The 26,638-nt window shown below is 58.9% G+C and carries 43 protein-coding genes, 1 pseudogene and 1 riboswitch; all 44 genes and pseudogenes read left to right on the forward strand.

Translation table 11 applies throughout. The annotated features are described in order from the left end of the window. Positions 1-627 carry a 50S ribosomal protein L4 gene (gene rplD, locus THEVEDRAFT_RS02920; RefSeq protein WP_006583233.1) on the forward strand — a complete coding sequence of 209 codons (627 nt, stop codon included), beginning with the start codon at positions 1-3 and terminating at the stop codon, positions 625-627. Then, a complete protein-coding gene (rplW, locus tag THEVEDRAFT_RS02925; protein WP_006583234.1) occupies positions 624-920 on the forward strand; it encodes a 50S ribosomal protein L23 in 297 nt (98 codons plus the stop codon). Before rplD ends, rplW begins: the two co-directional genes overlap by 4 nt. Positions 921-937: 17 nt before the next feature. Beyond that, positions 938-1,762 carry a 50S ribosomal protein L2 gene (rplB, locus tag THEVEDRAFT_RS02930; protein WP_006583235.1) on the forward strand — a complete coding sequence of 275 codons (825 nt, stop codon included), beginning with the start codon at positions 938-940 and terminating at the stop codon, positions 1,760-1,762. Positions 1,763-1,780: 18 nt separating this feature from the next. Further along, positions 1,781-2,062 (forward strand): 30S ribosomal protein S19, encoded by a 282-nt coding sequence (gene rpsS / locus THEVEDRAFT_RS02935; protein ID WP_006583236.1) that lies wholly within the window; start codon positions 1,781-1,783, stop codon positions 2,060-2,062. Positions 2,063-2,075: 13 nt separating this feature from the next. Further along, a complete protein-coding gene (rplV, locus tag THEVEDRAFT_RS02940) occupies positions 2,076-2,408 on the forward strand; it encodes a 50S ribosomal protein L22 (RefSeq protein ID WP_006583237.1) in 333 nt (110 codons plus the stop codon). A gap of 14 nt (positions 2,409-2,422) precedes the next feature. Next, positions 2,423-3,094 (forward strand): 30S ribosomal protein S3, encoded by a 672-nt coding sequence (gene rpsC / locus THEVEDRAFT_RS02945; protein WP_006583238.1) that lies wholly within the window; start codon positions 2,423-2,425, stop codon positions 3,092-3,094. A 7-nt stretch (positions 3,095-3,101) separates the two neighbouring features. After that, positions 3,102-3,521 (forward strand): 50S ribosomal protein L16, encoded by a 420-nt coding sequence (rplP, locus tag THEVEDRAFT_RS02950; protein WP_006583239.1) that lies wholly within the window; start codon positions 3,102-3,104, stop codon positions 3,519-3,521. Positions 3,522-3,523: 2 nt separating this feature from the next. Beyond that, positions 3,524-3,739 carry a 50S ribosomal protein L29 gene (gene rpmC, locus THEVEDRAFT_RS02955; protein ID WP_006583240.1) on the forward strand — a complete coding sequence of 72 codons (216 nt, stop codon included), beginning with the start codon at positions 3,524-3,526 and terminating at the stop codon, positions 3,737-3,739. A 6-nt stretch (positions 3,740-3,745) separates the two neighbouring features. Further along, the gene (rpsQ, locus tag THEVEDRAFT_RS02960) at positions 3,746-4,039 is read left to right on the forward strand and encodes a 30S ribosomal protein S17 (protein ID WP_006583241.1); all 294 of its coding nucleotides are present in this window, start codon (positions 3,746-3,748) and stop codon (positions 4,037-4,039) included. A 3-nt stretch (positions 4,040-4,042) separates the two neighbouring features. Beyond that, positions 4,043-4,411, forward strand: coding sequence for a 50S ribosomal protein L14 (rplN, locus tag THEVEDRAFT_RS02965; RefSeq protein ID WP_006583242.1), 369 nt, complete (start codon positions 4,043-4,045; stop codon positions 4,409-4,411). Between the two features lie 13 nt (positions 4,412-4,424). Beyond that, positions 4,425-4,748 (forward strand): 50S ribosomal protein L24, encoded by a 324-nt coding sequence (rplX, locus tag THEVEDRAFT_RS02970; RefSeq protein ID WP_006583243.1) that lies wholly within the window; start codon positions 4,425-4,427, stop codon positions 4,746-4,748. Between the two features lie 14 nt (positions 4,749-4,762). Next, positions 4,763-5,305 carry a 50S ribosomal protein L5 gene (gene rplE / locus THEVEDRAFT_RS02975; protein WP_006583244.1) on the forward strand — a complete coding sequence of 181 codons (543 nt, stop codon included), beginning with the start codon at positions 4,763-4,765 and terminating at the stop codon, positions 5,303-5,305. Between the two features lie 18 nt (positions 5,306-5,323). Then, on the forward strand, positions 5,324-5,509 hold the full coding sequence (locus tag THEVEDRAFT_RS02980; protein WP_006583245.1) for a type Z 30S ribosomal protein S14: 186 nt from the start codon (positions 5,324-5,326) through the stop codon (positions 5,507-5,509). Positions 5,510-5,533: 24 nt separating this feature from the next. Continuing rightward, positions 5,534-5,938: a 30S ribosomal protein S8 gene (gene rpsH, locus THEVEDRAFT_RS02985; protein ID WP_040825254.1), complete on the forward strand. Its 405-nt coding sequence runs from the start codon at positions 5,534-5,536 to the stop codon at positions 5,936-5,938. 13 nt (positions 5,939-5,951) lie between these two features. Continuing rightward, positions 5,952-6,491 (forward strand): 50S ribosomal protein L6, encoded by a 540-nt coding sequence (gene rplF, locus THEVEDRAFT_RS02990; RefSeq protein ID WP_006583247.1) that lies wholly within the window; start codon positions 5,952-5,954, stop codon positions 6,489-6,491. 42 nt (positions 6,492-6,533) lie between these two features. Further along, positions 6,534-6,875, forward strand: coding sequence for a 50S ribosomal protein L18 (rplR, locus tag THEVEDRAFT_RS02995; RefSeq protein ID WP_006583248.1), 342 nt, complete (start codon positions 6,534-6,536; stop codon positions 6,873-6,875). 20 nt (positions 6,876-6,895) lie between these two features. Further along, complete coding sequence (rpsE, locus tag THEVEDRAFT_RS03000; RefSeq protein ID WP_040825659.1) at positions 6,896-7,411, forward strand: 30S ribosomal protein S5; 516 nt, start codon at positions 6,896-6,898, stop codon at positions 7,409-7,411. A 6-nt stretch (positions 7,412-7,417) separates the two neighbouring features. Further along, on the forward strand, positions 7,418-7,600 hold the full coding sequence (gene rpmD, locus THEVEDRAFT_RS03005; RefSeq protein ID WP_006583250.1) for a 50S ribosomal protein L30: 183 nt from the start codon (positions 7,418-7,420) through the stop codon (positions 7,598-7,600). Positions 7,601-7,612: 12 nt separating this feature from the next. Beyond that, positions 7,613-8,059 carry a 50S ribosomal protein L15 gene (gene rplO, locus THEVEDRAFT_RS03010; RefSeq protein ID WP_006583251.1) on the forward strand — a complete coding sequence of 149 codons (447 nt, stop codon included), beginning with the start codon at positions 7,613-7,615 and terminating at the stop codon, positions 8,057-8,059. A gap of 1 nt (position 8,060) precedes the next feature. Continuing rightward, entirely contained in the window at positions 8,061-9,356 is a 1,296-nt protein-coding gene (secY, locus tag THEVEDRAFT_RS03015; protein ID WP_006583252.1) for a preprotein translocase subunit SecY, read from the forward strand. Positions 9,357-9,369: 13 nt separating this feature from the next. Next, positions 9,370-10,005, forward strand: a complete 636-nt coding sequence (locus THEVEDRAFT_RS03020; RefSeq protein ID WP_006583253.1) for an adenylate kinase — start codon at positions 9,370-9,372, stop codon at positions 10,003-10,005. 10 nt (positions 10,006-10,015) lie between these two features. Further along, positions 10,016-10,789 (forward strand): type I methionyl aminopeptidase, encoded by a 774-nt coding sequence (gene map, locus THEVEDRAFT_RS03025; protein WP_006583254.1) that lies wholly within the window; start codon positions 10,016-10,018, stop codon positions 10,787-10,789. Next, a complete protein-coding gene (locus tag THEVEDRAFT_RS03030; RefSeq protein ID WP_006583255.1) occupies positions 10,777-11,073 on the forward strand; it encodes a KOW domain-containing RNA-binding protein in 297 nt (98 codons plus the stop codon). The genes map and THEVEDRAFT_RS03030 overlap by 13 nt, the downstream gene beginning before the upstream one ends. Positions 11,074-11,095: 22 nt before the next feature. Continuing rightward, positions 11,096-11,314, forward strand: a complete 219-nt coding sequence (infA, locus tag THEVEDRAFT_RS03035; protein ID WP_006583256.1) for a translation initiation factor IF-1 — start codon at positions 11,096-11,098, stop codon at positions 11,312-11,314. Between the two features lie 67 nt (positions 11,315-11,381). Then, complete coding sequence (gene rpmJ, locus THEVEDRAFT_RS03040; RefSeq protein ID WP_006583257.1) at positions 11,382-11,507, forward strand: 50S ribosomal protein L36; 126 nt, start codon at positions 11,382-11,384, stop codon at positions 11,505-11,507. Between the two features lie 8 nt (positions 11,508-11,515). Beyond that, positions 11,516-11,893 carry a 30S ribosomal protein S13 gene (rpsM, locus tag THEVEDRAFT_RS03045; RefSeq protein ID WP_006583258.1) on the forward strand — a complete coding sequence of 126 codons (378 nt, stop codon included), beginning with the start codon at positions 11,516-11,518 and terminating at the stop codon, positions 11,891-11,893. A 27-nt stretch (positions 11,894-11,920) separates the two neighbouring features. Continuing rightward, entirely contained in the window at positions 11,921-12,313 is a 393-nt protein-coding gene (rpsK, locus tag THEVEDRAFT_RS03050; protein WP_006583259.1) for a 30S ribosomal protein S11, read from the forward strand. A 30-nt stretch (positions 12,314-12,343) separates the two neighbouring features. Further along, positions 12,344-12,970 (forward strand): 30S ribosomal protein S4, encoded by a 627-nt coding sequence (gene rpsD, locus THEVEDRAFT_RS03055; protein ID WP_006583260.1) that lies wholly within the window; start codon positions 12,344-12,346, stop codon positions 12,968-12,970. A 22-nt stretch (positions 12,971-12,992) separates the two neighbouring features. Further along, positions 12,993-14,015, forward strand: coding sequence for a DNA-directed RNA polymerase subunit alpha (locus THEVEDRAFT_RS03060; RefSeq protein ID WP_006583261.1), 1,023 nt, complete (start codon positions 12,993-12,995; stop codon positions 14,013-14,015). 26 nt (positions 14,016-14,041) lie between these two features. Beyond that, on the forward strand, positions 14,042-14,395 hold the full coding sequence (gene rplQ, locus THEVEDRAFT_RS03065; RefSeq protein ID WP_006583262.1) for a 50S ribosomal protein L17: 354 nt from the start codon (positions 14,042-14,044) through the stop codon (positions 14,393-14,395). Between the two features lie 9 nt (positions 14,396-14,404). Beyond that, entirely contained in the window at positions 14,405-15,238 is an 834-nt protein-coding gene (locus THEVEDRAFT_RS03070; RefSeq protein ID WP_006583263.1) for an energy-coupling factor transporter ATPase, read from the forward strand. Next, positions 15,229-16,068, forward strand: a complete 840-nt coding sequence (locus tag THEVEDRAFT_RS03075; protein ID WP_006583264.1) for an ATP-binding cassette domain-containing protein — start codon at positions 15,229-15,231, stop codon at positions 16,066-16,068. The genes THEVEDRAFT_RS03070 and THEVEDRAFT_RS03075 overlap by 10 nt, the downstream gene beginning before the upstream one ends. Beyond that, entirely contained in the window at positions 16,065-17,633 is a 1,569-nt protein-coding gene (gene truA / locus THEVEDRAFT_RS10210) for a tRNA pseudouridine(38-40) synthase TruA (RefSeq protein ID WP_006583265.1), read from the forward strand. Before THEVEDRAFT_RS03075 ends, truA begins: the two co-directional genes overlap by 4 nt. A 107-nt stretch (positions 17,634-17,740) precedes the next feature. After that, positions 17,741-18,775: a rod shape-determining protein gene (mreB, locus tag THEVEDRAFT_RS03090; RefSeq protein WP_006583266.1), complete on the forward strand. Its 1,035-nt coding sequence runs from the start codon at positions 17,741-17,743 to the stop codon at positions 18,773-18,775. 94 nt (positions 18,776-18,869) lie between these two features. Further along, positions 18,870-19,670 carry a flagellar basal-body rod protein FlgF gene (gene flgF / locus THEVEDRAFT_RS03095; protein ID WP_245522713.1) on the forward strand — a complete coding sequence of 267 codons (801 nt, stop codon included), beginning with the start codon at positions 18,870-18,872 and terminating at the stop codon, positions 19,668-19,670. Positions 19,671-19,685: 15 nt separating this feature from the next. Next, complete coding sequence (flgG, locus tag THEVEDRAFT_RS03100; protein ID WP_006583268.1) at positions 19,686-20,474, forward strand: flagellar basal-body rod protein FlgG; 789 nt, start codon at positions 19,686-19,688, stop codon at positions 20,472-20,474. A 7-nt stretch (positions 20,475-20,481) separates the two neighbouring features. Then, complete coding sequence (gene flgA, locus THEVEDRAFT_RS03105) at positions 20,482-21,426, forward strand: flagellar basal body P-ring formation chaperone FlgA (RefSeq protein WP_006583269.1); 945 nt, start codon at positions 20,482-20,484, stop codon at positions 21,424-21,426. A gap of 32 nt (positions 21,427-21,458) precedes the next feature. Beyond that, on the forward strand, positions 21,459-22,007 hold the full coding sequence (locus THEVEDRAFT_RS03110) for a flagellar basal body L-ring protein FlgH (protein ID WP_425358272.1): 549 nt from the start codon (positions 21,459-21,461) through the stop codon (positions 22,005-22,007). A gap of 28 nt (positions 22,008-22,035) precedes the next feature. Beyond that, on the forward strand, positions 22,036-23,127 hold the full coding sequence (locus THEVEDRAFT_RS03115; protein WP_006583271.1) for a flagellar basal body P-ring protein FlgI: 1,092 nt from the start codon (positions 22,036-22,038) through the stop codon (positions 23,125-23,127). Between the two features lie 56 nt (positions 23,128-23,183). Next, on the forward strand, positions 23,184-23,501 hold the full coding sequence (locus THEVEDRAFT_RS03120) for a hypothetical protein (protein ID WP_006583272.1): 318 nt from the start codon (positions 23,184-23,186) through the stop codon (positions 23,499-23,501). Then, positions 23,488-23,913: a YkgJ family cysteine cluster protein gene (locus tag THEVEDRAFT_RS03125; RefSeq protein ID WP_006583273.1), complete on the forward strand. Its 426-nt coding sequence runs from the start codon at positions 23,488-23,490 to the stop codon at positions 23,911-23,913. The genes THEVEDRAFT_RS03120 and THEVEDRAFT_RS03125 overlap by 14 nt, the downstream gene beginning before the upstream one ends. A 223-nt stretch (positions 23,914-24,136) precedes the next feature. Next, a pseudogene (lat, locus tag THEVEDRAFT_RS03130) lies at positions 24,137-25,494 on the forward strand (L-lysine 6-transaminase). Positions 25,495-25,620: 126 nt separating this feature from the next. Further along, positions 25,621-25,727: riboswitch (glycine riboswitch) on the forward strand. Between the two features lie 221 nt (positions 25,728-25,948). After that, entirely contained in the window at positions 25,949-26,230 is a 282-nt protein-coding gene (locus tag THEVEDRAFT_RS03135; protein WP_006583275.1) for a GrdX family protein, read from the forward strand. 47 nt (positions 26,231-26,277) lie between these two features. Further along, a complete protein-coding gene (locus THEVEDRAFT_RS03140) occupies positions 26,278-26,598 on the forward strand; it encodes a thioredoxin family protein (RefSeq protein ID WP_006583276.1) in 321 nt (106 codons plus the stop codon). Positions 26,599-26,638: the final 40 nt, after the last annotated feature.

Here is a 26,638-nt window from a genome sequence, read left to right on the forward strand (position 1 = left end):
ATGCCTCGGGTGAAGCAGGTCAATTTCAATGGAGAAGTGATAGGGGAGGTCGAGCTCAGCGAAGCGGTCTTCGGCGCTCCCGTCCACGTGCCCGCCATGCATCAGGTTGTGGTGGCTCATCTGGCTAATTGCCGGGTTGGTACCCATGACACCAAGGACAGGGGAGATGTGAGCGGCGGTGGAAGGAAGCCCTGGCGTCAGAAGCACACCGGCAGGGCCCGTCAGGGTAGCATCAGGTCGCCTTTGTGGGTTGGTGGTGGGGTTGCTCACGGTCCTCATCCCAGGGACTATCACCAGAAGGTCAACAAGAAGGTTCGCAGGCTTGCTCTTCGCAGCGCCCTCACCTTGAAGGCCAAGGAGGATAACATGTTGGTCATCGACGCCTTCCAGATGGAGGCTCCGAAGACCAAGGTCATGTTGGAGTTCCTTAACAAGGTGCAGGCTGGCAAGAAGCCTCTTTTGGTGGTGAACGACAAGGATCCTAACGTGAGGAAGTCCGCGGGCAACATTCCCGGTGCCATGGTGCTCCACGTGGACAGCCTGAACGTCTACGACATCCTTAACCACGACCGGCTGATAGTGACCGCTGATGCGGTTAGGAAGATCGAGGAGGTGTTTGGCCGATGAACCTGGTGGCCCACGACATCATTCTTCGTCCGGTCATAACGGAGAAGAGCAGCAGGCTGATGGAGCACAACCAGTACACCTTTGAGGTGCACCGGGGGGCCAACAAGATACAGGTCCGCAAGGCGGTGGAGGAGATCTTCAAGGTGAAGGTGGTGCGGGTTAACACCATCAACGTGAAGTCGAAGCCCAAGAGGCTTGGCGCGTACTTAGGACGCTCGCGCTCGTGGAAGAAGGCCATCGTGACCCTGGCTCCAGGGGAGCGGATAGAGTTCTTCGAGGGCGCTGGAGCCTAGGGCAGGAGGGAGCAGTCATGGGAATGAAGAAGTATAAGCCCATCACCCCCGGCCGGAGGTTCATGGTGACCCCCTCTTACGAGGAGGTGACCAAGAGCACCCCGGAGAGGAGTCTTGTGAGGGTGCTCAAGAAGCACGCGGGGCGGAACAACACGGGCCGCATAACAATGAGGCACCGGGGTGGCGGGGCGAAGATAAAGTACCGCATAGTGGATTTCAAGAGGGACAAGATAGGGGTTCCCGGCAGGGTGGCGGCCATCGAGTACGATCCCAACCGTTCCGCCCGGATTGCCCTCATCAACTACGTGGACGGGGAGAAGCGTTACATCCTTTGTCCGTCCGGGCTTAACGTGGGCGACATGGTGGAGGCGGGTCCCAATGCTGACATCAAGCCGGGCAACGCGTTGAAGCTCAAGGACATCCCGGTGGGTACTGTGATTCACAACATCGAGTTGGAGCCTGGTCGTGGCGGCGTCTTGGTTCGTTCTGCCGGGGTCAGCGCCCAGCTCATGGCCAAGGAGGGCAAGTACGCCTACGTCCGGATGCCCAGTGGTGAGCTGCGGTTGGTCCTTCAGGAGTGCTGCGCCACCGTTGGTCAGGTGGGCAACGAGGAGCATGAGAACGCGGTTTCCGGTAAGGCCGGCAGGACCCGTTGGATGGGCCGCAGGCCCCACGTGCGGGGAATGGTCATGAACCCGGTGGACCATCCCATGGGTGGAGGCGAGGGTCGGAGCAAGTCTAACAAGCATCCCGTGTCCCCCTGGGGTACCCCGGCGAAGGGCTACAGGACCAGGAAGCCCAAGCCTTCCGACAAGTTCATCATTCGCCGCAGGGATAAGTAAGGTAGGAGGGAGTAAGGAATGGCTCGATCGCTGAAGAAGGGGCCCTACGTTGACGCCAAGCTCCTCCGCAGGATAGAGGAGATGAATGAGTCGGGCAAGAAGAGGGTTTTGAAGACCTGGGCCAGGAGGTCCAGCATAACCCCCGAGATGGTTGGGCACACCATAGCGGTGCACAACGGGCGGACCCACGTTCCGGTGTACATCAGCGACAACATGGTGGGCCACAAGCTTGGAGAGTTCGCTCCCACCCGCAAGTTCGGAGGACATGCGGGGCAGGAGCGGTCCACCAAGTCCAGGTAGGAGGTCGCAGGCTATGGAAGCGAAGGCCGTTGCTAGGCGGGTCAGGATCGCCGCGTCCAAAGTTCGTCAGGTCCTTCCCCTGATAAGGGGCAAGGAAGTGGGAGAGGCCCTGATGATCCTGAGGTACACCCCCAAGAAGGGTGCTCGGGTGGTGGAGAAGGTGCTTAAGAGCGCCGTTGCTAACGCGGAGCACAACTATGGCCTTGACGTGGATAAGCTGGTGGTTGTCAGGGCCAGCGCCGATCAGGGTTCTTACATGAAGAGGTTCAGGCCGGTGTCCATGGGCAGGGCTCATGCTTACCGGCACCACACCAGCCACATCACAGTGGTAGTGGCGGAACGCTAGGAGGAGGGGTGACGGTGGGCCAGAAAGTTCACCCGATAGGGTACCGGCTTGGGGTCATATACGATTGGGAGTCTCGCTGGTATGCCGATAAGAAGGCTTACGCCAAGAATCTCCACGAGGACCTGGAGCTTAGGAAGTGGATCAAGGAGCGTTGGGGTCACGCGGGCATAAGCCGCGTGGAGATAGAGCGGATAGGTAACGTTATGCGTTTTACTGTTTGGACCGCCCGGCCTGGTGTTGTTATAGGCAAGGGAGGGGCGGAGATCCAGGTGGTGAGGGACGAGCTTCAGAGGAAGACCGGAAACCGGGTGATGATCAACATACAGGAGATCAAGAACCCGGATGCGGACGCCCAGGTGGTGTCCGAGGGGATAGCCTCGGCGCTGGAGAGGCGGGTCAGCTTCCGGAGGGCGATGAAGCAGTCCATATTCCGGGCCATGAAGGCCGGTGCCAAGGGGATAAAGATTCAGTGTTCCGGCCGTCTTGGTGGGGCGGAGATAGCCAGGAGCGAGTGGTACCTGGAGGGACAGCTTCCGCTTTCTACCTTGAGGGCGGACATAAGCTACGGGTACTCTGTGGCTCGCACCATCTACGGGGTCATAGGGGTGAAGGTCTGGATATACCGAGGCGAGGTAATAGGCGGAGCCAAGGCCCAGGCCGAGGTTGCTTCCAGGGACAGGGGGTAAGCGCAAGATGCTGTCGCCTAAGAGAGTTAAGTACCGCAAGCCTCACAGGACGCCCTTGAAGGGGGTTTCCAAGGGGGCCACTTCGGTGGACTTCGGGGAGTACGGCTTGCAGGCCCTGGAGAACGGCTGGATAACCGCTCGTCAGATTGAGGCGGTTCGTGTGGCCCTCTCCAGGAAGATGAAGAAGGGCGGGAAGATATGGATTCGGGTGTTCCCGGATCGTCCCGTTACCAGGAAGCCCTTGGAGACCAGGATGGGTAAGGGTAAGGGTAACGTGGAGTATTGGACCGCAGCGGTCAAGAGGGGCCGTGTCATGTTTGAGGTGGCTGGTGTTCCCAGGGAGGTAGTGATGGAGGCCTTCCGGACCGCGTCCTACAAGCTCCCCATCAAGGTGAAGATGCTGGTGCGGGAAGGGGCAGGTGAGTAGAAATGGACGCTAAGGAACTCCGCGAGCTTTCAGTTGAGGAGCTTAGGGAGAAGCACAGGCAGTATAAGGAGGAGCTTTTCAACCTGCGGTTTCAGAACGCGGTGGGTCAGCTTTCCAACACTGCCCGCATAAGAGAGGTAAGGCGTACCATCGCGCGGGTGCTCACCGTTCTTCGTGAGAAGGAGACCGCCGGTGGTTCAGTAGGTGCGAGGAGGTAACGGTCCATGGAGGAGCGCAAGCCCTATAGGAAGGTAAGGACCGGCGTGGTGGTGAGCGACAAGATGGACAAGACCGTGGTGGTCAAGGTCTCTCGGATGTCGAAGCACGCCCTTTACGGTAAGCCGGTTTTGAGGGTCAAGAAGTACATGGCCCACGACGAGGCCAACGACTGCAGGGTGGGTGACCGGGTCAAGATAGAGGAGACCAGGCCGCTGAGCCGGCACAAGCGTTGGCGGGTTGTGGAGATTTTGGAGCGGGCGCCCATCTTTGGCGCAGCTGGCGCCTCCGAGGAGGAATAAGCCATGATTCAGCTTCGCACGGTTCTTAACGTGGCGGACAACTCCGGGGCCAAGAAGATAATGTGCATTCAGGTCCGCGGCGGCAGCTACCGTAAGGTAGGTTCCGTGGGGGATGTGATAGTGGCCTCGGTGAAGGAGGCCATCCCCAACAGCAACATAAGCAAGGGGGACGTGGTCAAGGCGGTGATCGTTAGGACTCGCAAGGAGGTTCGTCGTAAGGACGGTTCCTACGTGAGGTTCGACGACAACGCGGCGGTCATAATAGACAACAACGGAGACCCGAAGGGTACTCGTATCTTCGGACCCGTGGCCCGGGAGCTCAGGGAGAAGCGGTACATGAGGATCGTATCCCTTGCTCCGGAAGTAATATAGGAGGCGAATTCCCATGGCCATGAGGATAAAGACCGGTGACAGGGTCTACGTGATATCCGGGAAGGACCGGGGTAAGGAGGGCAAGGTTTTAAGGCGCGATCTTGGTAAGGACCTGGTGGTGGTTGAGAACGTCAACATGGTCACCAAGAGCGTCAGGCCCTCTCAGAAGAACCCCAGGGGAGGTCTTGTTAAGCAGGAGGCTCCCCTTAGGGCCTGCAAGGTTATGTTGGTCTGTCCCGCCTGTGGCAAGCCCACCAGGGTGGGGCGGGCGTTTCTGGACGACGGCCGCAAGGTAAGGGTTTGCAAGAAGTGCGGCGAGATAGTGGACAAGGTTTAGGGGGTGGAACGAAGATGGAACCTCGTCTTCTGAGCAAGTATAGGTCCGAGGCCGTCCCCCGCCTGAAGTCGCGCTTCCAGTACAGCAATGTGATGGAAGTGCCCAAGCTGGTGAAGGTGGTCATCAACATAGGGGTAAACGAGGCCAAGCAGGACATGAAGTACATGGATGCCAGCATGAACGAGCTGGCCGCCATAACCGGGCAGAGGCCGATGATGAAGAGGGCCAAGAAGTCCGTGGCGGGCTTCAAGGTTCGTGAGGGCATGCCTGTTGCCTGCTACGTGACTCTCCGGGGTGCTAAGATGTGGGAGTTTGTGGACCGGCTTATAAGCCTTGCCCTTCCCAGGATAAAGGACTTCCAGGGCGTGTCCAAGCGGGGCTTCGACGGCCGGGGGAACTACAATCTTGGCCTGAAGGAGCAGCTCATATTCCCCGAGATAGATTATGACAAGGTCATTCGCCAGAGGGGCATGAACATCTCCTTTGTTACCACTGCGAAGACCGATGAGGAAGCCCAGGCTTTGCTTTCGGAGCTTGGGATGCCGTTCGCCCGCTGAGGAGGAGGTAAGGACTGAATGTCCCGTAAGTGTTTGGAGAACAAGGCCAAGCAAGAGCCTAAGTTCAAGGTACGTCGTTACAACCGTTGCCCCATATGTGGTCGCCCCCGGGGGTTCATGCGGTTGTTCAACATGTGCCGCTGCTGTTTCAGGAGCCTGGCCCGCGAGGGGAAGATCCCCGGCGTGGTCAAGTCCAGCTGGTAGCGGTTCTGGAGGGGGGATTTGCAGATGCATTTAACTGATCCCATAGCGGACATGCTGACTCGCATAAGGAACGCCAACACGGTGTGCCACGAGATGGTTGACGTTCCCATGTCGAAGGTGAAGGTGGAGATAGCCCGGATCCTCAAGGAGGAGGGCTACATCAAGAACTACAAGACCGTTACCGAGGGGGAGGGTTCCTTCCCGGTGCTTCGGATCTTCTTGAACTACGGACCTAACCGTGAGAGGGTGATCCAGGGCATAAGGCGGATAAGCAAGCCTGGCAGGCGGGTTTACGCGGGCCGGGATGAGCTCCCCAAGGTGATGGGTGGTCTTGGGGTGGCGGTGATCTCCACGTCCAAGGGCATGATGACCGACGCGCGGGCCCGTAGAGAGGGTTTGGGCGGCGAGGTCGTCTGCTACGTATGGTAGGAGGGTTAATGGGATGTCTCGTATAGGTCGCAAGCCCATTCCCCTTCCCAAGGGGGTTACGGTTGCAGTCGAAGGGGCGGAGGTCAAGGTTAAGGGCCCCAAGGGTTCTCTTGACTTCAAGGTATTGCCCGGGATATCCGTGGAGGTCCGGGACGACCAGGTGATGGTCAGCCGCTCCAGCGATGATAAGGCCATGAGGGCTGCTCACGGCATGACCAGGGCGATAATCAACAACATGGTGGTTGGTGTCAGTCAGGGTTTTGAGAAGCAGCTGGAGATAATCGGTGTGGGTTACAGGGCTCAGATGCAGGGGAAGAACCTTGTCCTGTCCCTGGGTTTTTCCCACCCGGTAGAGGTGGTTCCCCCGGCGGGGATAGAGTTGGCCACCGATGGTCCCACTAAGATCTTCGTTCGCGGCATAGACCGCCAGAAGGTGGGCCAGGTGGCGGCGGAGATCAGGGGTCATCGTCCGCCGGAGCCTTACAAGGGTAAGGGCATTCGGTACGTGGGCGAGTACGTTATTCGCAAGGCCGGTAAGGCTGGAAGCAAGTAAGGCGAGGTGAAGGCCGTGATATCAGAACGCAGCAGGAGCACCATGCGGGAACTGCGCCACCGCCGGCTTCGCCGGGAGCTAGCCGGCACCCCTGAGCGTCCCAGGCTGGCGGTTTTCCGCAGTCTAAAGCACATATACGCTCAGATAATAGACGATCAGGCGGGGCACACCCTGGTTTCCGCCTCCACCATGGAGAGGGATCTCCGTGGGGAGCTGAAGTCCACCGGTGATCAGAACGCCGCCCGCGAGGTTGGCAAGAGGATAGCCGAGAGGGCCCTCGCCAAGGGGATAACCGAGGTGGTCTTCGACAGGGGTGGCCACATGTACCATGGCCGGGTCAAGGCCTTGGCGGAGGCCGCTCGCGAAGCGGGCCTCAAGTTCTAAGGGGGGTACTTCCTGTGGCGATGAATGGCAAGAGTTCGCTTTCTAGGGGGGCGGAGCTTCAGGAGCGCGTTGTGGCCATCAACCGGGTTAGCAAGGTTGTTAAGGGCGGTAAGCGCTTCAAGTTCAGCGTCCTCGTGGTGGTAGGTGATGGAATGGGCCGGGTTGGCATGGGTCTTGGCAAGGCCAAGGAGGTCTCCGAGGCGGTGCGCAAGGGCATAGAGCACGCCAAGAAGGAGATGGTGACCTTGAAGCAGGTGGGTCACACCATTCCCCACCCGGTTACCGGCAAGCATGGGGCCGCGGAGGTGCTTTTGAAGCCCGCTTCCCCCGGTACGGGAGTTATCGCCGGTGGTGTGGTACGGGCCATAATGGAGCTCGGCGGGGTTAAGGACGTGCTCACCAAGGTGATCGGTAGGACCTCCAATCCCATCAACGTGGCCTATGCCACCTTGGCGGGGGTTAAGGCTTTGAGGACCCCTGAGGAGATCCTCCGGCTCCGGGGCAAGGAGCGCAAGGCGGCTTCCCAGGAGGCTTGATGAGAGATGGCTAAGCTTGTGATAACTTGGAAGAAGAGCCACATAGGCAGGCACTATCGGCAGGGTTTGACCATAAAGGCCCTTGGTTTGAAGAAGCTGAACCAGACGGTGGTGCACGAGGATACCCCTCAGATTAGGGGCATGATCCGCAAGGTGGAGCACCTTGTGGAGTGGACCCTTGAGGAGTAAGGAGGGTTTTCGATGAGGCTGCACGATCTTTCTCCGGTACCGGGGTCCAACAGGAAGCCCAAGAGGATAGGTTTTGGGCTTGGCAGCGGGCACGGCAAGACCGCTTGTAAGGGTACCAAGGGGCACAAGTCCCGCGCCGGCGGTGGCGTGCGTCCCGGCTTCGAGGGTGGTCAGATGCCCTTGGTGCGCCGGATCCCCAAGAGGGGGTTCAGCAATGCCAGGCATCGGGTGGATTTTCAGGGCATTAACGTTGGGGACATCAACGATCGCTTCGAGGCCGGAGCCGTGGTTGATCCCGCTGCCCTCTTGGCGGTGGGTCTTATCCGCAGGGCCGGCATGCCCGTGAAGATCCTGGGCGATGGGGAGCTCACGAAGGCCCTTACCGTCCGGGCTCATGGCTTTAGCGCCAGCGCCGCCAAGAAGATAGAGGCCGCGGGTGGCAAGTCCGAGGTGATATAAGTTGATCGACTCCTTCCGGGACGCGTTCCGTTTGCCGGATCTGAAGAATCGCTTTCTCTTCGTCCTGGCGGCGCTGTTCGTGTATCGTCTCGGGGCTCACATCCCCACTCCGGGGATTGACCCCGAGGCGATGGCCCGGCTCTTCGAGCGAGGAGGCGTTCTGGGGTTTTTGGATCTCTTTGCTGGGGGGGCCTTGAGCAGGTTTAGCATCTTCGCGTTGGGCGTTGTGCCCTATATCAACTCCAGCATAGTAATGCAGCTTTTGACCGTCGTGGTTCCCTCCTTGGAGAAGATGCAGAAGGAGGGGGAGGACGGCCGGAAGAAGATAACCCAGTACACCCGTTACGGCACGGTGATCTTCGCCTTGGTCCAGTCCATAGGCATGGTGAGCTGGCTTAGGGGTCTTGGGGTCTTCTATGGTGGCTTCCTGGATGGTGTGTTGGCGGTAGCCACTGTTACTACCGGTTCTCTGGCGGTGATGTGGCTTGGGGAGGTCATGTCCGATCACGGCATAGGGAACGGCATCTCCATGCTGATCTTCGCTGGTATCGTGGCCAGGATTCCCGGTGCCATAGCCCAGACCTTCACCATGGTGAGGATGGGGGAGATGAACATCCTGGTGGTCCTGCTGGCGTTGGTCATAATGGTGGCGGTGGTGGCGGGTTGCGTGATGCTCCAGGAGGGGCAGCGGAAGCTCCCTGTCCAGTACGCCAAGCGGGTGGTTGGCAACCGTGTGTACGGGGGTCAGAGCACGTACATCCCCCTCAGGGTTAACACCGCCGGTGTTATCCCGATAATATTCGCCTCCTCGGTGCTGCTGTTTCCTTATACCATAGCCCGTTTCTTCTCCGGCCCTGTGGCGGAGGCGGTGCAGCGGATCTTCTCGCCGGGAAGCGTGGTGTACATGATCCTTTATGTGGCTCTGATAGTGTTCTTCTCCTTCTTTTACACCGCGGTGGTGTTCAACCCCGCGGAGCTGGCGGAGAACATGAAGAAGTATGGGGGCTTCATCCTGGGCATAAGGCCTGGCAAGCCCACCGCGGACTACATAGAGAAGGTCATGTCCAGGATAACCTTGGGTGGTGCGTTAGCGCTGGCGGCGGTGGCCATTGTTCCTACCCTGATGTCCGGGCTCCTGAACGTGAACACCTTCTACTTCGGAGGCACCTCGGTCCTCATCGTGGTGGGGGTTGCCCTTGATACGGTTCATCAGTTGGAGGGACAGCTTCTCATGAGGCATTACGAGGGTATCCTCAAGCGCCGGGGAGGAAAGTCCGGCGGACTGCTAAAGCTGTAAGGGGGTGCTTCGGATGAGGGTTATCCTTTTGGGGCCTCCCGGTGCGGGGAAGGGCACCCAGGCGGCGGCGGTGAAGGAGAGGTTTCAGATCCCCCATATCTCCACTGGTGACATGTTGAGGGAGCATGTGAAGGAGGGCACCGAGCTGGGCCGCAAGGCCAAGGAGTACATGGACGGAGGCAAGCTGGTGCCGGACGACCTCATCATTGCCATGATGGAGGATAGGCTTTCCAAGGAGGACTGTGCTGGGGGTTTTCTTTTGGATGGATTCCCCAGGACGTTGCCTCAGGCGGAGGCGCTTGACCGGTTGCTCTCCAAGATGGGCATAAAGCTCGACGGGGTGGTCCTTTTGGACGTTTCGGACGATGTTGTGGTGGAGCGTCTTTCTGGCCGTCGGGTCTGTCGTTCCTGTGGGGCCATATACCACGTTTCGTTCCACCCGTCCTCCAGGGGGGATCTTTGCGAGGCCTGTGGCGGTGAGCTCTACCAGAGGGACGACGACAGGGAAGAGGTTATTCGTCGCAGGCTTAAGGTTTATCACGAGCAGACGGCCCCCCTTGAGTCTTACTACGAGGGCAAGGGGCTTCTCCGCAGGGTGAGCGGGGAAGGGGCCACCGACGCGGTGCTCAAGGTTCTCCAGGGGAACTAGGAGGCGTTGTATGATAACCTTCAAGGGCCCGGAGGATCTGGAGCAGATGCGCAGGGCCGGTAAGTTGGTGGCGGAAGTCCTTAGAGCTTTGCGGGAGTTGATCAAACCTGGGGTAGACACCTTGACCCTTGATCGTTTTGCGGAGGATCTCATTGTGAGATCCGGTGGCATTCCGGCTTTCAAGGGTTACAAGGTTCCGGGGATTAGGCGTCCTTTCCCGGGCACCATATGCGTCTCTATAAACGAAGAGGTGGTTCATGGGATCCCGTCAAGGGATAAGGTGCTGTCGGAGGGGGATATCCTGAGCGTCGATGTGGGGGTTTCCCTGGGTGGCTGGTATGGGGATGCCGCTTGTACCTACCCGGTTGGAGAGGTGTCTTTTGAGAGGCGCAGGCTTCTTGAGGTCACCCTTGGGGGGCTTAAGGCAGCCATAGCGGTCATCCGGGACGGTGCCACCCTTGGCGATGTGGGTCATGCGGTGGAGTCGGTGGTTAAGGGTGCTGGTATGGGGCTTGTAAGGGAGTATGCGGGTCACGGCATAGGCCGGCGGCTTCATGAGTCCCCTCAGATACCAAACTACGGGCGGCCTGGGGTTGGTATAACCCTGAAGGCTGGGATGACCATCTGCGTGGAGCCCATGGTTATGACCGGCGGGGAAGCGGTTAAGAGTCTCTCGGACGGCTGGACCGTGGTTACCGCGGATGGTTCCGACTCGGCCCATTTTGAGCACACCCTTCTGGTAACTCCGGAAGGATGCGAGGTGCTGACCCCATGGGAGGATTAGATGGGGAGGTCTTCGTCCCCGGAAGGCTCGTCCTGGTCAAGCGCGGGAGCTGCGCCGGCAAGTGGTGTGTGGTCTTGGGGATTGACCGGGACGGGCGGGTTCTCGTGGCTGACGGGAGGAGCAGGTCTGCCAGGAGACCCAAGAGGAAGAACCCGAGGCACCTTCAGCCCTCGGGGGTGGTTATAGAGGAGGTGGCCCGTCTTTTGTCTCAGGGGTCGGAGCTGGACGATGGCAGGCTTTCGTTTCTCATAGCCGCTGTGATTGAAGGGATCCCGCAGGTTTGATCGAGGAGGTTGATGGGACCGCATGTCTAAGGATGACGTCATCGAGATTAAGGGCAAGGTTGTTGAGCCGTTGCCCAACGCCATGTTTCGGGTGGAGCTGGACAACGGGCACAAGATTTTGGCCCACGTCTCTGGGAAGATGAGGATGCACTTCATCCGAATCCTTCCGGGGGACAAGGTTTTGGTTCAGATATCGCCTTACGACTTGACACGGGGACGAATAGTGTATAGATATAAATAGTTTGCCCTTAGTAATACGGCCGCGGGGGCGGCTTTTATACGTGTGGTTTTGAGGAGGATGTCCGGTCATGAAGGTTAGGACTTCGGTTAAGCCGATATGTGAGTATTGCCGCATAATAAAGAGGCATGGTGTGGTTATGGTGATATGCAGCCGGAACCCTCGGCATAAGCAGCGCCAGGGAGCGAGGAGGTAGTAGGTAGAATGGCACGTATCGCAGGTGTGGACCTTCCCAGGGAGAAGCGGATAGAGATAGCGCTGACCTACATTTACGGCATAGGGCTCACCACGTCCAGGAGGATCCTTGCTGCCACCGGGGTTAACCCGGACACGAGGACCAAGGACCTCACCGACGAGGAGGCCCAGCGGATAAGGAACGAGATAGAGAACAACTACAAGGTGGAAGGTGACCTTCGTCGGGAGGTGGCCATGAACATCAAGAGGTTGATGGACATTGGCTGCTACCGGGGGCTCCGTCATCGTTTGGGCCTTCCCGTCAGGGGTCAGAGGACCAGGACCAATGCTAGGACCAGGAAGGGTCCGAAGAGGACCGTGGCGGGCAAGAAGAAGGCAGTTAAGTAGGCCTTTGATTTAGGGAGGGAAAAAGGCGTGGCCAAGCGTGTACAGCGTAGGAGTAAGCGCAGGGACAGGAAGCATGTGAGCTACGGGGTGGCCCACATATATTCCACCTTCAACAACACGATAGTTACTTTGACGGATAAGCAGGGGAATGCCCTTTCGTGGGCATCTGGAGGGAACGTTGGCTTCAAGGGGACTCGTAAGTCCACTCCCTATGCGGCCCAGATGTCCGCTGCCCAGGCGGCCAAGCTGGCTCAGGAGTACGGGGTTACGGAGATCGACGTGGTGGTGAAGGGGCCTGGCCCTGGCCGGGAGTCCGCTATCCGTTCCCTGCAGGCGGCGGGTCTTCAGGTGAACCAGATAAAGGATGCCACCCCCATACCGCACAACGGTTGCCGGCCGCCCAAGCGGCGCCGGGTGTAAGTTTCGGCACTGAAGGAGGGCCTTTGCCAGATGAGCAGATATACCGGTCCCGTTTGCAGGCTCTGCCGGGCGGAGGGGACGAAGCTATTTCTTAAGGGAGATCGTTGCTACACCGAGAAGTGCGCCATGGCCAGGCGTAACAGCAGGCCGGGTCAGCACGGGGCTCGGAAGGGCAAGATGAGCGAGTACGGGATACGTCTGAGGGAGAAGCAGAAGCTTCGCCGTTTCTACGGTCTCAACGAGTCCCAGTTCGCCAAGATGTATGAGATGGCCACCAAGATGCCTGGCCAGACCGGCCACGACTTCCTGCAGCTTTTGGAGCGGCGGTTGGACAACGTGGTGTACAGGCTGGGCTTTGCGGTGAGCCGCAAGCAGGCCAGGGAGCTGGTGCGTCACGGTCATTTCCTGGTGAACGGCCGGAAGCTGGACATCCCAAGCGCCCTTCTCAAGGCGGGGGACGTGGTGTCCGTTAGGGAGAAGAGCCGTGACGTGGAGGTGTTGAAGCAGAACGCGGAGGTGGCTTCCCAGAGGGCGGTTCCCGCCTGGCTGGAGGTCAACCCGGAGGCCATGAGCGGCAGGGTGGTAAGCCTGCCCGCCCGGGATCAGATAGAGGTGCCGGTGAACGAACAGCTCGTGGTTGAGTTCTATGCCCGATAGGGCTGTGAAAGGTGGGGGAGCCTTGGAGCACGATCGTCACGAGATAATCGTGGAGGAAGAGTCCCCATCCCATGGCCGGGTGGTTCTGGAGCCCCTTGAGAGGGGCTACGGCACCACCCTGGGCAATGCCCTAAGGCGCGTCCTTCTCTCCTCCATCCCTGGGGCTGGGATAGTGGCGGTTCGCATAGACGGGGTTTTGCACGAGTTCAGCACCATACCGGGGGTTAGGGAGGACGTAATAGAGCTTCTGGTGAACCTTAAGCACGTTCCGGTCCGCATAAATGGTCAGTGCGGCGGGGACGTTAAGGTGCTTCGCCTGGAGGCGGAGGGTCCAAAGGTTGTCAAGGCCTCGGACATTCAGGGGGACGCGGACGTGGAGTTCGTGGACCCGGAGGCGGTGATCTGCACTTTGGACGAAGGGCACCGGGTGTCGATGGACCTATACTTGGAGAGGGGGGTGGGTTACGCCCCGATAGACAGGCCCAGGCCGGCCTACCTGCCGGTGGATGCTCTGTTGATCGATGCCATCTTCTCCCCCGTCAAGAGGGTTAAGTATGAGGTCCAAGACGTTAGGAGCGGCCAGAGGACCGACTATGACCGGTTGGTGCTGGAGGTTTGGACCAACGGGGCGGTGAGTTTCAAGGATGCGGTGGCGGAGGCGTCTTCCATCCTGTCCGGTTACTTCCGCGGCCTCTCCACGTTCCTGTGGGGGCAGAGCAGTGCCGTGAGCGCCGCTGATGAGGATTTCTTCGAGGAGGAGACCGGCGAGGAGGAGTCTTCTGCGGCCTCTTCCGAGGACTCCATCCTCATGAGGCCGATCAAGGATCTTGAGCTCTCGGTGAGGAGTGAGAACTGCCTTCTGAGGGGCGGGATTCACTTAATCGGTGATCTGGTGGGTCGGCCTCGGGAGGAGTTGCTTAAGATAAGGAACCTTGGAAAGATCTCCCTTAGGGAGATAGAGGAGAAGCTTGGGAAGTTCGGTTTGAGCCTTGGCGGGGAGGTCCCTGCCGACGACGAGGTGCAGGCCGAGGATTTTCCATCCTGAAGATCCTGAAGGAGGAATAGTATCCAATGAGACATCGCATGAGCATGCGCCGTCTGGGCCGTTATGGTTCCCATCGGCGCGCCATGTTGGGCAACATGGCGGCCAGCCTTTTCCTGGAGGGCCGGATAGAGACCACCGTGACCAGGGCTAAGGAGCTTCGCCGGGTGGCGGAGAGATTGATAACCAAGGCCAAGTCCGGCACGCTGGCGGATAGGCGTCTTGTGATAGCCCGGATGCCCCACAAGGCGGCGGTGCTGAGGCTCTTTAACGACATAGCGCCGAAGTTTGCCAACCGTCCCGGCGGTTACACCAGGATAGTGAAGCTTGGTCACCGCGCCGGGGACGCCTCTCCCATGGCTGTGATAGAGCTGGTGGATTAACCGGTAGGTATGAGTTTTGCACTAGGGGCGGCGTGCTCGTTCCGAGGGGTCGGGTACGCCTATCCCGGATCCTCGGTCCCCGCCTTGGAGGACCTGACCTTCTCGGTAGGAGAGGGAGAGTGGGTGGCCCTCTTGGGGGCCAACGGTTCCGGGAAGTCTACGGTGGCCCGGATTTGCAACGCCCTGCTGATTCCTACGCAGGGCGATTGTTCTGTTTTTGGGCTCAGCACGTCTGACCCGGCCAACGCCTTTGCCATAAGGTCAATGGTGGGGTTGGTGTTCCAGAACCCGGATAATCAGATAGTTGCCTCCGTGGTGGAGGAGGACGTGGCCTTTGGGCCCGAGAACCTGGGGTTGCCTCCCCAGGAGATAGAGGCCAGGGTGAGAGGGGCCCTTGAGGCGGTTGGTCTCTGGGACCGTAGGAGGTCCGCCACCTATGCCCTTTCCGGGGGGCAGAAGCAGCGTCTAGCCCTTGCGGGGGCTTTAGCGATGAATCCCAGGATGTTGGTATTGGACGAGGCCACGGCGATGATAGACCCCCTTGGCAGGAGGAAATTCGTGTCCCTTATAGGGGAGCTTAAGCGCAGCGGCAAGGCGATCCTGCAGATAACCCACAGGCTTGAGGAGATAGTGGGAGCTGACAGGGTGTTGGTCCTCAAGGGGGGACGTAAGGTGTTTGAGGGTACCCCGCGGGAGCTCTTCTCCTCAAGGAAGGAGCTTGGGTCTCTGGGGCTGGGGGTGCCTCCGCTGGTGGAGCTCCGGCAGGAGCTGGTTGAAAGGGGGCTTGTATCCCCGCAGGTGTCCCCCACCGTTGAGGCCCTGGCGGGGGAGATATGTCCATAGAGGTCTTCGATCTGCATCATACATATCACAAGGGCACCCCCTTGGAGTTTGAGTCCCTCAAGGGGGTGTCCTTCCAGTTGTCCCCCGGGGAGTGGATATCCGTGGTGGGACATACCGGGAGCGGTAAGTCCACCTTGGCACAGCACCTCAACGGTCTTATACAGCCCCAGCGCGGGAGGGTTGAGGTGGATGGGCTTAGCACCGGGGGGTCCAAGCGAGACCTCCGGGAGGTTCGTCGCAGGGTGGGATTGGTCTTTCAGTTCCCGGAGCAGCAGCTCTTTGCCGATACGGTTTACGAGGAGATAGCCTTTGGACCCAGGAACTGGGGTTTCTCCGATGAAGAGGTTCGGAGGTCGGTGGAGGATGCGGTTGAGGCTGTTGGGCTGGACGGTTCCCTTCTGGACCGAAACCCCATGGCGTTGTCCGGTGGTCAGAGGCGCCGGGTGGCCATAGGGTCCGTCATATCCTCCAATCCCCGTTATTTGGTGCTGGACGAGCCCACCGCGGGGCTTGATGCGAAGGGAGTGGAGGAGCTTTTGGTCCTGCTGGGGCGTCTCCGGGAAAAGGGGATCGGCATATGCCACATAACCCATGACCTGGAGATGGCGCTGGAGCACAGCTCCAGGATCTTGGTCTTGTCCAAGGGGGAGGTCGTGTTTTGGGGGACCCCTCAGGAGGCGGCGGGGTTTTTGTCCGAGCGGTCCGTTGATGGCTTGGTCCTGCCGGAGGTCTTGGAGCTATGCTCGAGGTTGAGGGCCCGGGGGTTTAATGTCCCGTTGACATGGGATCCCGGCAGGCTCTCAAGGGCCATAGAGGAGATGAGGTCATGAGTTTCGTCGATAAGATAGCCTTGGGGCAGTATGTGCCTTGCGAGTCCCCGGTGCACTCCCTGGATCCAAGGGTCAAGATCCTGTCAACCTTGATCCTGCTCTTCTCCCTTTTCGGCGTCAAGGATCCCGTTTTCTTCGCCGGTTGGGCCCTCCTCCTGGCGGGGATAGTGGTCTTATCCAGGATCAGCTTCTCGATGGTGTTGAGATCCGTTAGGCCCGTGCTTTGGCTTCTCCTGTTCACCGTGGTGCTTCATGTTTTTTTTACCCCCGGCGAGGCGATTTTCACTTTCCATTGGATAAAGGTCAGCCGGGAGGGGTTACACATGGCGTCCCTCATGGGGGTAAGGTTGCTTCTGTTGGTGGCCTTTGCGGGGCTTCTCACCCTTACCACCAGTCCCATGGAGTTGGCGGATGGCATGGAGCGTTTGATGTCTCCGTTTGGCAGATTGGGTTTCCCGGCCCACGAGATGGCCATGATGATGACCATAGCTTTGCGGTTCATACCCACCCTTTTGGAGGAGACCGACAGGATACTAAAGGCCCAGGTGTCCAGGGGTGCGGATCTTGAGGGGGGGAGCATAGTAAGGCGTCTTAGGGCCTTTGTGCCTGTCCTGGTGCCGCTGTTCATCATAGTGTTCCAGCGGGCGGAGGACCTGGCTTTGGCCATGGAGTCCCGGTGTTACGGTGGGGGGGCGCGGCAGGACCCGGATGAGACCTCTTCGCTGGAGGGTGAGGGATACCGTTGCCCTTGGGGCGGTGGTCTTGTTATCGTTTGGCCTTTTGGCGATGGAGCGGGTGATTCGGTGACGTTTCGTTACGTGGCGGAGGTTTCCTACGACGGGGGGGCCTTTTTCGGTTTTCAGCGTCAGAACGGCCTCATTACCGTTCAGGGGGCCCTGGAGGATGCCCTTTCGGTGCTGGCCAAAGGGGACGTGCGCTGCGTTGGTGCGGGTCGTACCGACCGGGGGGTTCATGCGAGGGGACAGGTGGTACACTTTGACATGCCCTCCCGCTGGGACCCGCGGAGGCTTAGGTTGGCCATCAAGGGATCATTGCCGCCGGGGATTGAGGTGATCCGGGTTGCCGAAGCCCCCCCGGGGTTTCATGCCCGTTATGGGGCGGTCTTTCGGGAGTATAGGTACTTCGTGTGGAACGCCCCTTGGCGTTATCCCCACCTTGGGGGTGTTACGTGGCACGTCAGGAGGCCCTTGGACCACCGGCGTCTTAGCGGGCTTGCGGGTTTTCTGGTAGGGGAGAGGGATTTTGGGGCCTTCTGCAGGTCCGCGGACAGGCGGGACAACACGGTTCGGCACATGATGAGGGCCTCGGTTAGGAGGAAGGGGCCGCTGCTTGTGTTCACCTTTAGGGCGGACGGTTTTCTGACCAACATGGTTCGCATACTGGTGGGCACCATGGTCGAGGTTGAGTCGGGTACGATGTCAGAGGGCGAGTTCGTTGGTCTGCTTGGCGGGGGGGACAGGTCCATGTCCGGCAGGACCGCTCCGCCGGAGGGGTTGTTCTTTTGGCGGGTTCATTACGACCCATCCCCTTGGTCATGCGGTTGAGGTGGTGCCCCTGTAGGGGATAAAATACGCTACGGTTCTCTTCTGCCCCTTCGCGGGGTTCTGAGGCAATAAAAGAGCCCCATGGGGGCGTTAAGGAGGAATCCTTCGTGTGGGGAAAGGATATAGGAATTGACCTCGGCACCGCCACGGTGATCATATTCATAAGGGATAAGGGCGTGGTCTTGAGGGAGCCGTCGGTGGTAGCCATGGATCAGAACAACGGTCGTATCTTGGCGGTTGGTGAGGATGCCAAGCAGATGCTTGGCAGGACCCCTGGCAACGTGGTGGCGGTTAGGCCCCTTCGGGACGGGGTTATAGCGGACTACACCATGACTGAGGTCATGTTGAGGCAGTTCATAAAGAAGGTCACCTCTGGCTTCGAGCGTTTGGTGAGGCACCGGGTTATGATATGCGTTCCCTCCGGTGCCACCGACGTGGAGAGGCGGGCGGTTTTGGAGGCCGCCATAGAGGTGGGGGCCAAGGAGGCCTATCTGATAGAGGAGCCCATGGCGGCGGCCATAGGGGCTGGGTTGGACATAGCGGAGCCCAGGGGCAACATGGTGGTGGACATAGGCGGCGGAACCACCGACATAGCGGTGATATCGCTTGGAGGCATAGTGGTGGCGGAGTCCCTCCGGGTTGGGGGAGACAAGTTCGATGAGGGCATATCCCGGTACGTCAGGAAGCAGTTCAACCTGGCCATAGGGGAGCAGACCGCGGAGGACCTGAAGATAAGCATAGGCACCTGTTATCCCCAGGGTGAGGAGATGTCCATGGAGATTAGGGGCAGGGACCTCATCCAGGGGCTTCCGAGGCAGATAAGGATAACCAGCTCCGATGTGGCCAAGGCCATAGAGGAGTCGGTGAACGCCATAGTTGGTGGGATAAGGCGGGTTCTTGAGCTAACGCCCCCGGAGTTGGCTGCCGATATAATAGACAGGGGTATAATCCTGACCGGTGGTGGCGCTCTTCTGCGGGGTCTTCCCCAGTTGGTCACGGAGCAGACGGAGATAAACACCATCGTGGCGGATCATCCTTTGGAGTGTGTGGCGTTGGGGACTGGCAAGGCCCTTTTGGAGCTGGACAAGCTCAAGGAATCGGGCACGGTGTTGTCCGCGTTCCGGAGGGGAAGGCGGAGGTAGGTTTTCCGGTGGCCCCGCGGGGAGGGACGTTATACTCTTAAGGAGTGTTTAGCGGTTCTTGTTGCCCTTGGAGGATCTGCCCTAGCTAGGAGGGATGGAGCTCGTGTTCAGGGGGATATATGCGGGTACGTCCGCCATGTTGGTTCAGGAGAAGATGCTGGACGTGGTGGGCAACAACCTTGCCAACGTTGATACGTCTGGATTCCGGGCCAGGATAGGGGTTAACAAGTCCTTCCCGGAGGAGCTGATGGACCGGATAGAGAAGGTGATGGACCCGGTTCTGAAGGAGTCCTTTGTGCCGGGTGGGAGGATAACCATAGGGGATCTGTCCTTGGCGAACGTTCTTCACGAGACCGCCATGAGGACCGCTAAGGGTGCTTTTGAGAGGACCGGATCGGTCTTCGATTTGGCCATAGATGGGGATGGGTTCTTCGTGGTGCAGGACGGAACGGGCAATACGTTCTACACTAGGTCCGGGCACTTTCAAAGGAACGATCAGGGGCAGTTGGTCACCCATGATGGCATGTTGGTCATGGGTGATGGGGGGCCCATAGAGATAGGCGAGGGAGTTGACGTTCACATAGGTGACGACGGACAGGTCTTCGTTGACGGGGAGGCCCAGGGTAGGATAAGGGTTGTTCGGTTTGCCACCCCTTCGAGGCTTAGGCATGAGGGGAAATCCCTGCTTTCCGAGACCCAGTACTCCGGAGCTCCTGAGGACGTAGAGGACGTGAAGCTGGCGGTGGGGTTCCTTGAGAGGTCCAACGTCAACGTGGTTGAGGAGATGACCAAGATGATAGAGGCCAACAGGGCCTACGAGGCGGCGGCCAAGACGGTGACGATACAGGACGAGCTGTCCTCTCGGCTGTCCAACTCCTTCGGCAGGCCCAGTTAAAGGAGGTAGAGAGGGATGATACGTTCCCTTTGGTCCGGTGCCACCGGCATGATAGCCCAGCAGACCAACCTGGACGTGGTGAGCCATAACCTGGCTAACGTCAACACCTCGGGGTTTAAGAAGCTTCGGGCGGATTTTCAGGACCTCATGTATCAGATAGATCGTGAGCCCGGGGCGCCGGTGGAGCCCGCGTCTATGATACCCAAGGGCATTCAGGTGGGGTTGGGTTCCCGGGTGGCGGGTACCAGCAGGATAATGGGGCAGGGGAACATGCAGGTGACTGGTAATCCCACCGATGTGGCCATAGAGGGGGACGGGTTTTTCCAGGTCACCATGCCGGACGGCACCGTGGCTTACACCCGGGATGGGTCTTGGCGTATCGACGGCAACGGCCAGATAGTCACCGCTGACGGTTACCTTTTAGAGCCTGCGGTGACGGTTCCCAACAACGCCAAGGAGATAATAATAAGCCCCACTGGTCAGGTATCGGTGCTGCTTCCGGGGGATCCCAACCCTCAGGAGATAGGGCAGATTCAGCTTGCTCGCTTCGTGAACCCCGGCGGTTTGAAGGCCCTGGGGAAGAACCTGTTCATAGAGACCCCTGCGAGCGGGGCTCCGATAGTTGGGAACCCCGGGGAGGAAGGGTTAGGCAACACGATCCAGAGGACCTTGGAGATGGCCAACGTTCAGGTGGTGGAGGAGATGGTGAACATGATAGTGGCCCAGCGGGCATATGAGGCCAACTCCAAGACCATATCCACCGCGGACGAGCTTTTGAGGATAGCGAACAACTTGAGGCGGTAGCTTTGATGTGGTGGTTTTGAGGAGGTACTTCCCCTTTTCTTTTGAGATCCGGCGGTGCCCTTTTGAGGTCCGCCGGCGTTGTTTTTGTCGGGTGTTTTCCCTCTTCATCCTCGTCCTTTCGCTTTCCCGTGAGGCCCTGGGCGGGGAGGTTTTAGTAAGGCTTCCTGGGGAGGTTGAGGCCCGGGATCTGAGGTTTTACCTTGGGGAGTACGGGGTGATAGAGGGGGAGAGAAGGGACTGTCTGTTGGCCGGGGGTGTTCTCGTAGATGCTCCGGGTGGGGTCATTTTGAGGGAGCGATTGGTGAGCGTCCTTGGCAAGCTTAAGGCCTTTGGCATATCGGTTAGGGTTGACATGCCGGGGGTGGTTAGGGTGAGGCGTAAGGGGGAGGACTCCTTGGAGGTACGGCTTGCCAGGCTTGCCAAGTGGCCTTGGCGGGTTGAGGTCTTGTCGGACATCCCTTCGGGGGAGGTTGTAGTGCCGTTTGGTTTCCGGGATGGCTTCCCGTTCGTGTACGTGAAGGTTCCTGGATTGGATGAGCCTAGGAAGGTCCTCCTTAAGTGGCATCAGCCGGTGGTGGTGGCGCTTTCTCCGCTTCGGCGCGGCCAGCGGGTGGATAGGTCTTCGGTGGCCCTTGGTCTTTCGGAGAAAACGGGTTTCGGCTATCTTCCCAGTTCCATCGAGCAGGTGGAAGGACGGACGGTTCGTCTTCCGATTCGGTCCGGCGGAGTGCTTAGGGGTTCCTCTTTGGATGGGGAGGTTGCGGTATCCGGGGGTCAGCAGGTGACGTTGGTGTGTGCGGTAGGGGGAGTTGAGGTCATGGCGTCCGGCAGGAGCGTGGATAGCGGTCGGATTGGAGAGAGGGTTAGGGTCATGAACCTTGCCAGCAGGAGGGTGGTCTCCGGTGTGGTGGAGGCCCCTGGGGTTGTGCGGGTGGAAGGGGGAGACGGCTGATGTTTCCTTGGGGCAGGTTTTTGGGGATTCCTGTGCTTTTGTGCTTGTTGTTTGGTTCCCCTGGTTTTTGTGAGTCCCTTTGGCAGGATGGCAACGGTGGTCTTTTTGCGGATCGGCGGCCCTCAAGGGTGGGGGACATAGTGACCGTTCAGGTCTCTGAGACCACGGACACCAAGGACGAGGGCAAGCTCACCACCAGCAAGAGCGACAGCAGCGGAATAAAGGACGGCACGGGCATCCTGGATTTCATAAAGGCCTTTTCTATAGGGGGGTCTTCTAACTCGTCGGGGAACAGCAAGACCGAGAGGAAGCACAACCTGACCACTTCCATAAGCTGTGTGGTTACGGAGGTGCTGCCAAACGGCAACATGGTTATAGTTGGGCAGAGGGACGTGGTCACCCAGGAGGAGAAGTTGAAGGTAAGCTTCACCGGTGTGATAAGGCCCGAGGACGTGGGGACTGGTAACACGATACCCAGCAACCGGGTGGCGAACGCGGAGATAAGGGTGGAGGGGAAGGGTTCTGTTAGCAGGGTTCAGCGGCCCGGGCTCTTTACCCAGATAATACAGGCGTTGTTTTAGCTGTTTTGACGTATTGGGGGTTTATCGAATGAGGCTTAAGGCCGTAGTTCCGATTTTATTGGTGTTTTTCTCGTGCTCTGCCGCTTTGGGGGTTGATGTTAGGATAAAGGACCTGGTGGACCTTGAGGGGGCGAGACCCAACCAGCTGGTGGGGATGGGATTGGTGGTGGGGCTTTCCGGCACCGGTGACAAGGGTGACATGGCCATGAGGATGTTATCGAACATGGCCATGAACTACGGTCTCAACGTGGATCCGAAGGTGATAAAGTCTAAGAACGCGGCGGTCGTATCGGTGACTTGTGAGCTGCCTGCCTTCGTATCCCCGGGGCAGACGCTGGACGTGCTCGTAAGCGCCTTGGGGGATGCCAAGAGCCTTCAGGGGGGGGTATTGCTTCAGACCCCGCTTAAGGCCGCCAACGGCAGGGTTTATGCGGTGGCCCAGGGGCCTGTTTCGATAGGGGGGTTCAGCGCCGGGGGGCAGGGGGCCCAGACGGTGAAGAACTTCCAGACGGTGGCTCGGATACCCGGTGGAGCCATAGTCGAGCAGGGGGTTGATTCGTCGGTGGCCCCGGCGGGACGGCTGGTGTTGTTGCTTAGGCGGCCGGACTTTACAACTGCCCAGCGGATTGCGGATGCCATAAACAAGAAGTACGGTGGGGTTGCCTTTCCTGTGGATGCCGGCAGGGTTGAGGTTCAGCCCCCTGGTGGGGTAAGGGGTGGGATAACGGGTTTCATATCCTCCATAGAGGGTCTGAGGGTTGCGCCGGACGTTGTGGCCCGGGTGGTGGTTAACGAGAGAACTGGGACCGTGGTCATGGGTGGGGAGGTTAAGCTTTCCCCTGCCGCGGTGGCTCACGGGAACCTCACTGTGAAGGTCTCTGAGAGGCCCGAGGCCAGCCAGCCGAATCCGCTGTCCGGGGGGAGGACCCAGGTGCTCCCCAGGACCGATGTGAGCGCCACGGAGGGTAGTGGGCAGGTGGTGATGTTGCCGGAGGCCTCTACGGTGTCTGATTTGGTGAAGGCGTTGAACGCCGTTGGGGCAAGCCCAAGGGACCTCATCCCCATCCTTCAGGCCCTGGATCAGGCTGGGGCTCTTCAGGGGCAGTTGGTTATACAGTAGTCGGGGTTTGACCTTTCCGGTGGTGTGGAGGTTGTTTTTCTTGGGGGTGATCTTCGGTGGCTGTGGAGAGGGTGGTCTCCGGTGCGATGGGGGCGGCCAAGGATGTAGCGGGGGATAAGCTGAAGAAGCTTGAGAGGGCTTGCAAGCAGTTCGAGGGCATATTCTTGTCCCAGTTGTGGAAGGAGATGCTGGCTTCCTCCAGGAGGATAGGGGGGGATGAGCGCAAGCGTCCTTTTGGTCCTTTGGAGGACACGGCGGTGGAGATGGCGTCGGAGGCCTTGAGCGAGGCTGGTGGAGTGGGGCTTTGGAGGGTTCTGTACGAGCAGATGAAGGGTGCGGTGAAAGCGGAGGGGGAAGGGGATGGAAGGGGGTAGGTGGTACTCTCTTGGGGTGAGGTTTACCTGTCTTGGTTGTGGCAGGTGCTGTCGTGGGGAGCCCGGGGCGATTTGGATGACCCCCCAGGAGGTCTTAGCGATGGCGGAGTATCTTGGCATGTCGGAGGAGGAGTTCCGGCGTCGCTACATGACCTTTCGCTGGGGAAGGCAAAGCCTGAGGGAGCGTCCCAACGGGGACTGTATCATGTTGGATCCTGAGGGCAATCGGTGTTTGGTTTATCCGGTGCGTCCTGCTCAGTGTTCGCTTTTCCCCTTTTGGCCCTCTGTGATGTCCTCCGAGGAGAACTGGGAGCGGGAGTCCCGCCGATGTCCAGGGATGGGGGAGGGCAGGTTGTGGTGTTTGGAGGAGATAGAGGAGCTTCTCAAGTCGTCTCCGTTTCCCGATCTGTAGCTGGCTTCGTAGTGGTGTAAACCACCGCTGTCCAAAGTAAACTCTGAAACACAAAGCCCCCCTTATTGATGAAACTTAGGTCAAAATAAAATGGTTAATAAAAACTAGTTTTTATTCTGAATTGTTAGATATTTTCGTTCTTCTCTGGCTTGTGTATGGGGCATAATAGTCGTAATATTTACCCACTAAACTTGGGGGCGCTGCCCCGGGAGGGTAGAGAAGAATGGTTAAGTGCTCTGTATCTGCGGCGGAGGTCTTCAGGGAGATCGAGTCTGTGATGCTCCGGGACGGTTTTGACATAGTGATAGACATGGAGAAGTCCCAGGGGAGCCGTATAGTTAACGCCATCAACGGGGAATCTTGGCTTGATTTCTATACCTTCTTCGCATCTGCGCCGTTCGGCATGAACCACCCCAAGTTGGCGAACGACGAGTTTAAGGAGAGGATATTCAGGGCCGCCATAAACAAGGTTGCCAACTCCGTATATACACCCAGGAGATGGGGGAGTTCGTTAAGACCTTTAGGGAGGTCGCGATGCCCAGGGGGTTCAACCACCTCTTCCTCATAGATTACGGGACTTTGGCGGTGGAGAACGCCTTCAAGGTGGCCATGGACTGGAAGGTCCGCAAGCTCCTTCAGGCGGGCAAGATAGGCAAGGGGGATGCGGTGGCGGGCCGCAGGGGTACCAAGGTAATCCACTTCCATGAGGCGTTTCACGGCCGCAGCGGCTACACCCTTTCGGTTACCAACACCCACGATCCCAATAAGTATCAGTTCTTTGCCAAGTATCAGTGGCCTCGGGTTCTGAATCCCAAGATAACGTTCCCCCTGGAGGAGCACCTCGGCGAGGTGGAGTGGCTGGAGTCGGTGGCGATAAAGCAGATAAAGCAGGCCATCGCGGACAACCCGGATGACATCTGCGCCATCATAATAGAGACCATCCAGGGTGAGGGTGGGGACAACCATTTCCGTACCGAGTTCTTCAAGGCCCTTCGTGAGATAGCGGACGAGAACGACATACTCCTGATATTCGACGAGGTCCAGTGCGGCATGGGCATCACCGGCAAGATGTGGGCCTTTGAGCACCACGGTGTCATGCCCGACATCTTCAGTTTCGGGAAGAAGGCCCAGGTGTGCGGCATAGTGGCGGGGCCCAGGATAGATGAGGTTCCGGAGAACTGCTTCTCCGTGTCAAGCCGCATAAACTCCACCTGGGGTGGTTCGGTGGTGGACATGGTGAGGGCCACCAGGTACCTGGAGATATACAGGGACGACAATATCCTTGACTACGTCTCTAACACCGCGGGGCCTGCGTTGCTCAGCGGTTTGGAGGAGATAGGACGGGAGTTCCCGGATGTGGTGTCCAACGTGAGGGGCAAGGGGCTGATGTGCGCCTACGACCTTAAGGACTCCCAGCTGAGGGACAAGTTCATCAGGGCCTGCTGGGCCAAGCGCATGCTGGTCCTCCCGTGCGGTGATAGGTCCGTGAGGTTCCGCCCGGCCCTCAACGTTCCTCTGGAGGACGTAAAAGAAGGGCTTGAGACAACCCGTAGCTGTCTTAAGGAGGTTCTTGGCCGTTAGCCTGTAAGCCCTGTTCTTTGGGGTAGAGGTACTTAGGTTATACGGGCCCTGGGTTGCCGGGGCTCGTATGTTTTTTAAAACCCTCTTGACCCCTATGGGGGGAGGTGTAAAATTCTATATGGCCGGATGATCGTCGCAAGAGAGTTCCCCGGATAGGATATCCTTGAGGGGACGCCGAAGGGGCAAGACCTTGGAAGGTTGAATCTCTCAGGCTAAAGGATTGCGGCGGGACGGTCCTCTGCAGATGGCCGGTTGGGGCCACCCCGGGGGCAAACGTCAGGCATGCGATGCCTGAGTGTGAATCCCCTCATCAGGGGCGAAGCCAGAGGAGACACCTCTTATTGAGTAGTGAAGGGGGGGCGTCCTTTTGCGGGCTTCGCTTTGCATCACTAACAACCCACTGGTGATCCGAAGGGTTCCTGGAGCGCTCTGAGTTTCAGGGCATGGCGGGGAGGTGCTCCTCGCGTCCCGGGACATGGTTCACAGGGGTCACAGACTCCTTTCCCATCCCCTTTATGGAAACATGAGGCCCCACCAGCAGCCTTTCAGGACCGTGCTCCTGGATGGTTCTTTGGGGCGGTTGGATTACGATTCCCTGAATCTCATAGAGGAGGCCCTTGGGGTCTACAGGTCCTATGGGGATCTTCCTTCCCCGGAGAGTTTCCCTCACAAGGACGACTTGGCTTACGTGGATCTTAAGCTCATAGAGCATACCCTGGACATCTACGGCCTTTAGGCGGTTGATGAAGTTCTGTCATTCCCCATGGAAGGGAGGTGATATGCATGATCGAGGTTAACAAGGACAACTACGAGGCGGAGGTTCTTGGTTCTTCCCTGCCCGTGGTGGTGGATTTCTGGGGGCCCTCCTGCGGTCCGTGTCTTGCGTTGATGCCGGAGGTCACCAAGATGGCGGAGGAGTTTGAAGGACGGGTTAAGTTCTGCAAGCTCAACGCCGCGGAGAACCGGAGGCTTTGTGCGGGTTTGAAGGTTATGGGGCTCCCCACCTTCCTGTTCTACAAGAACGGCGAGCTGGTAGACAGGATAACCGGGGCGGAGGTAACCCTCGAGGCCATAAGGGAGAGGGCTGAGAAGCTCCTGGGGTGATGGTGATGCCTGCGGGTTCTTCATGCAGTGGAAGGGAGGG

Source organism: Thermanaerovibrio velox DSM 12556 (assembly GCF_000237825.1).
Classification (GTDB): Bacteria; Synergistota; Synergistia; order Synergistales; family Synergistaceae; genus Thermanaerovibrio; species Thermanaerovibrio velox.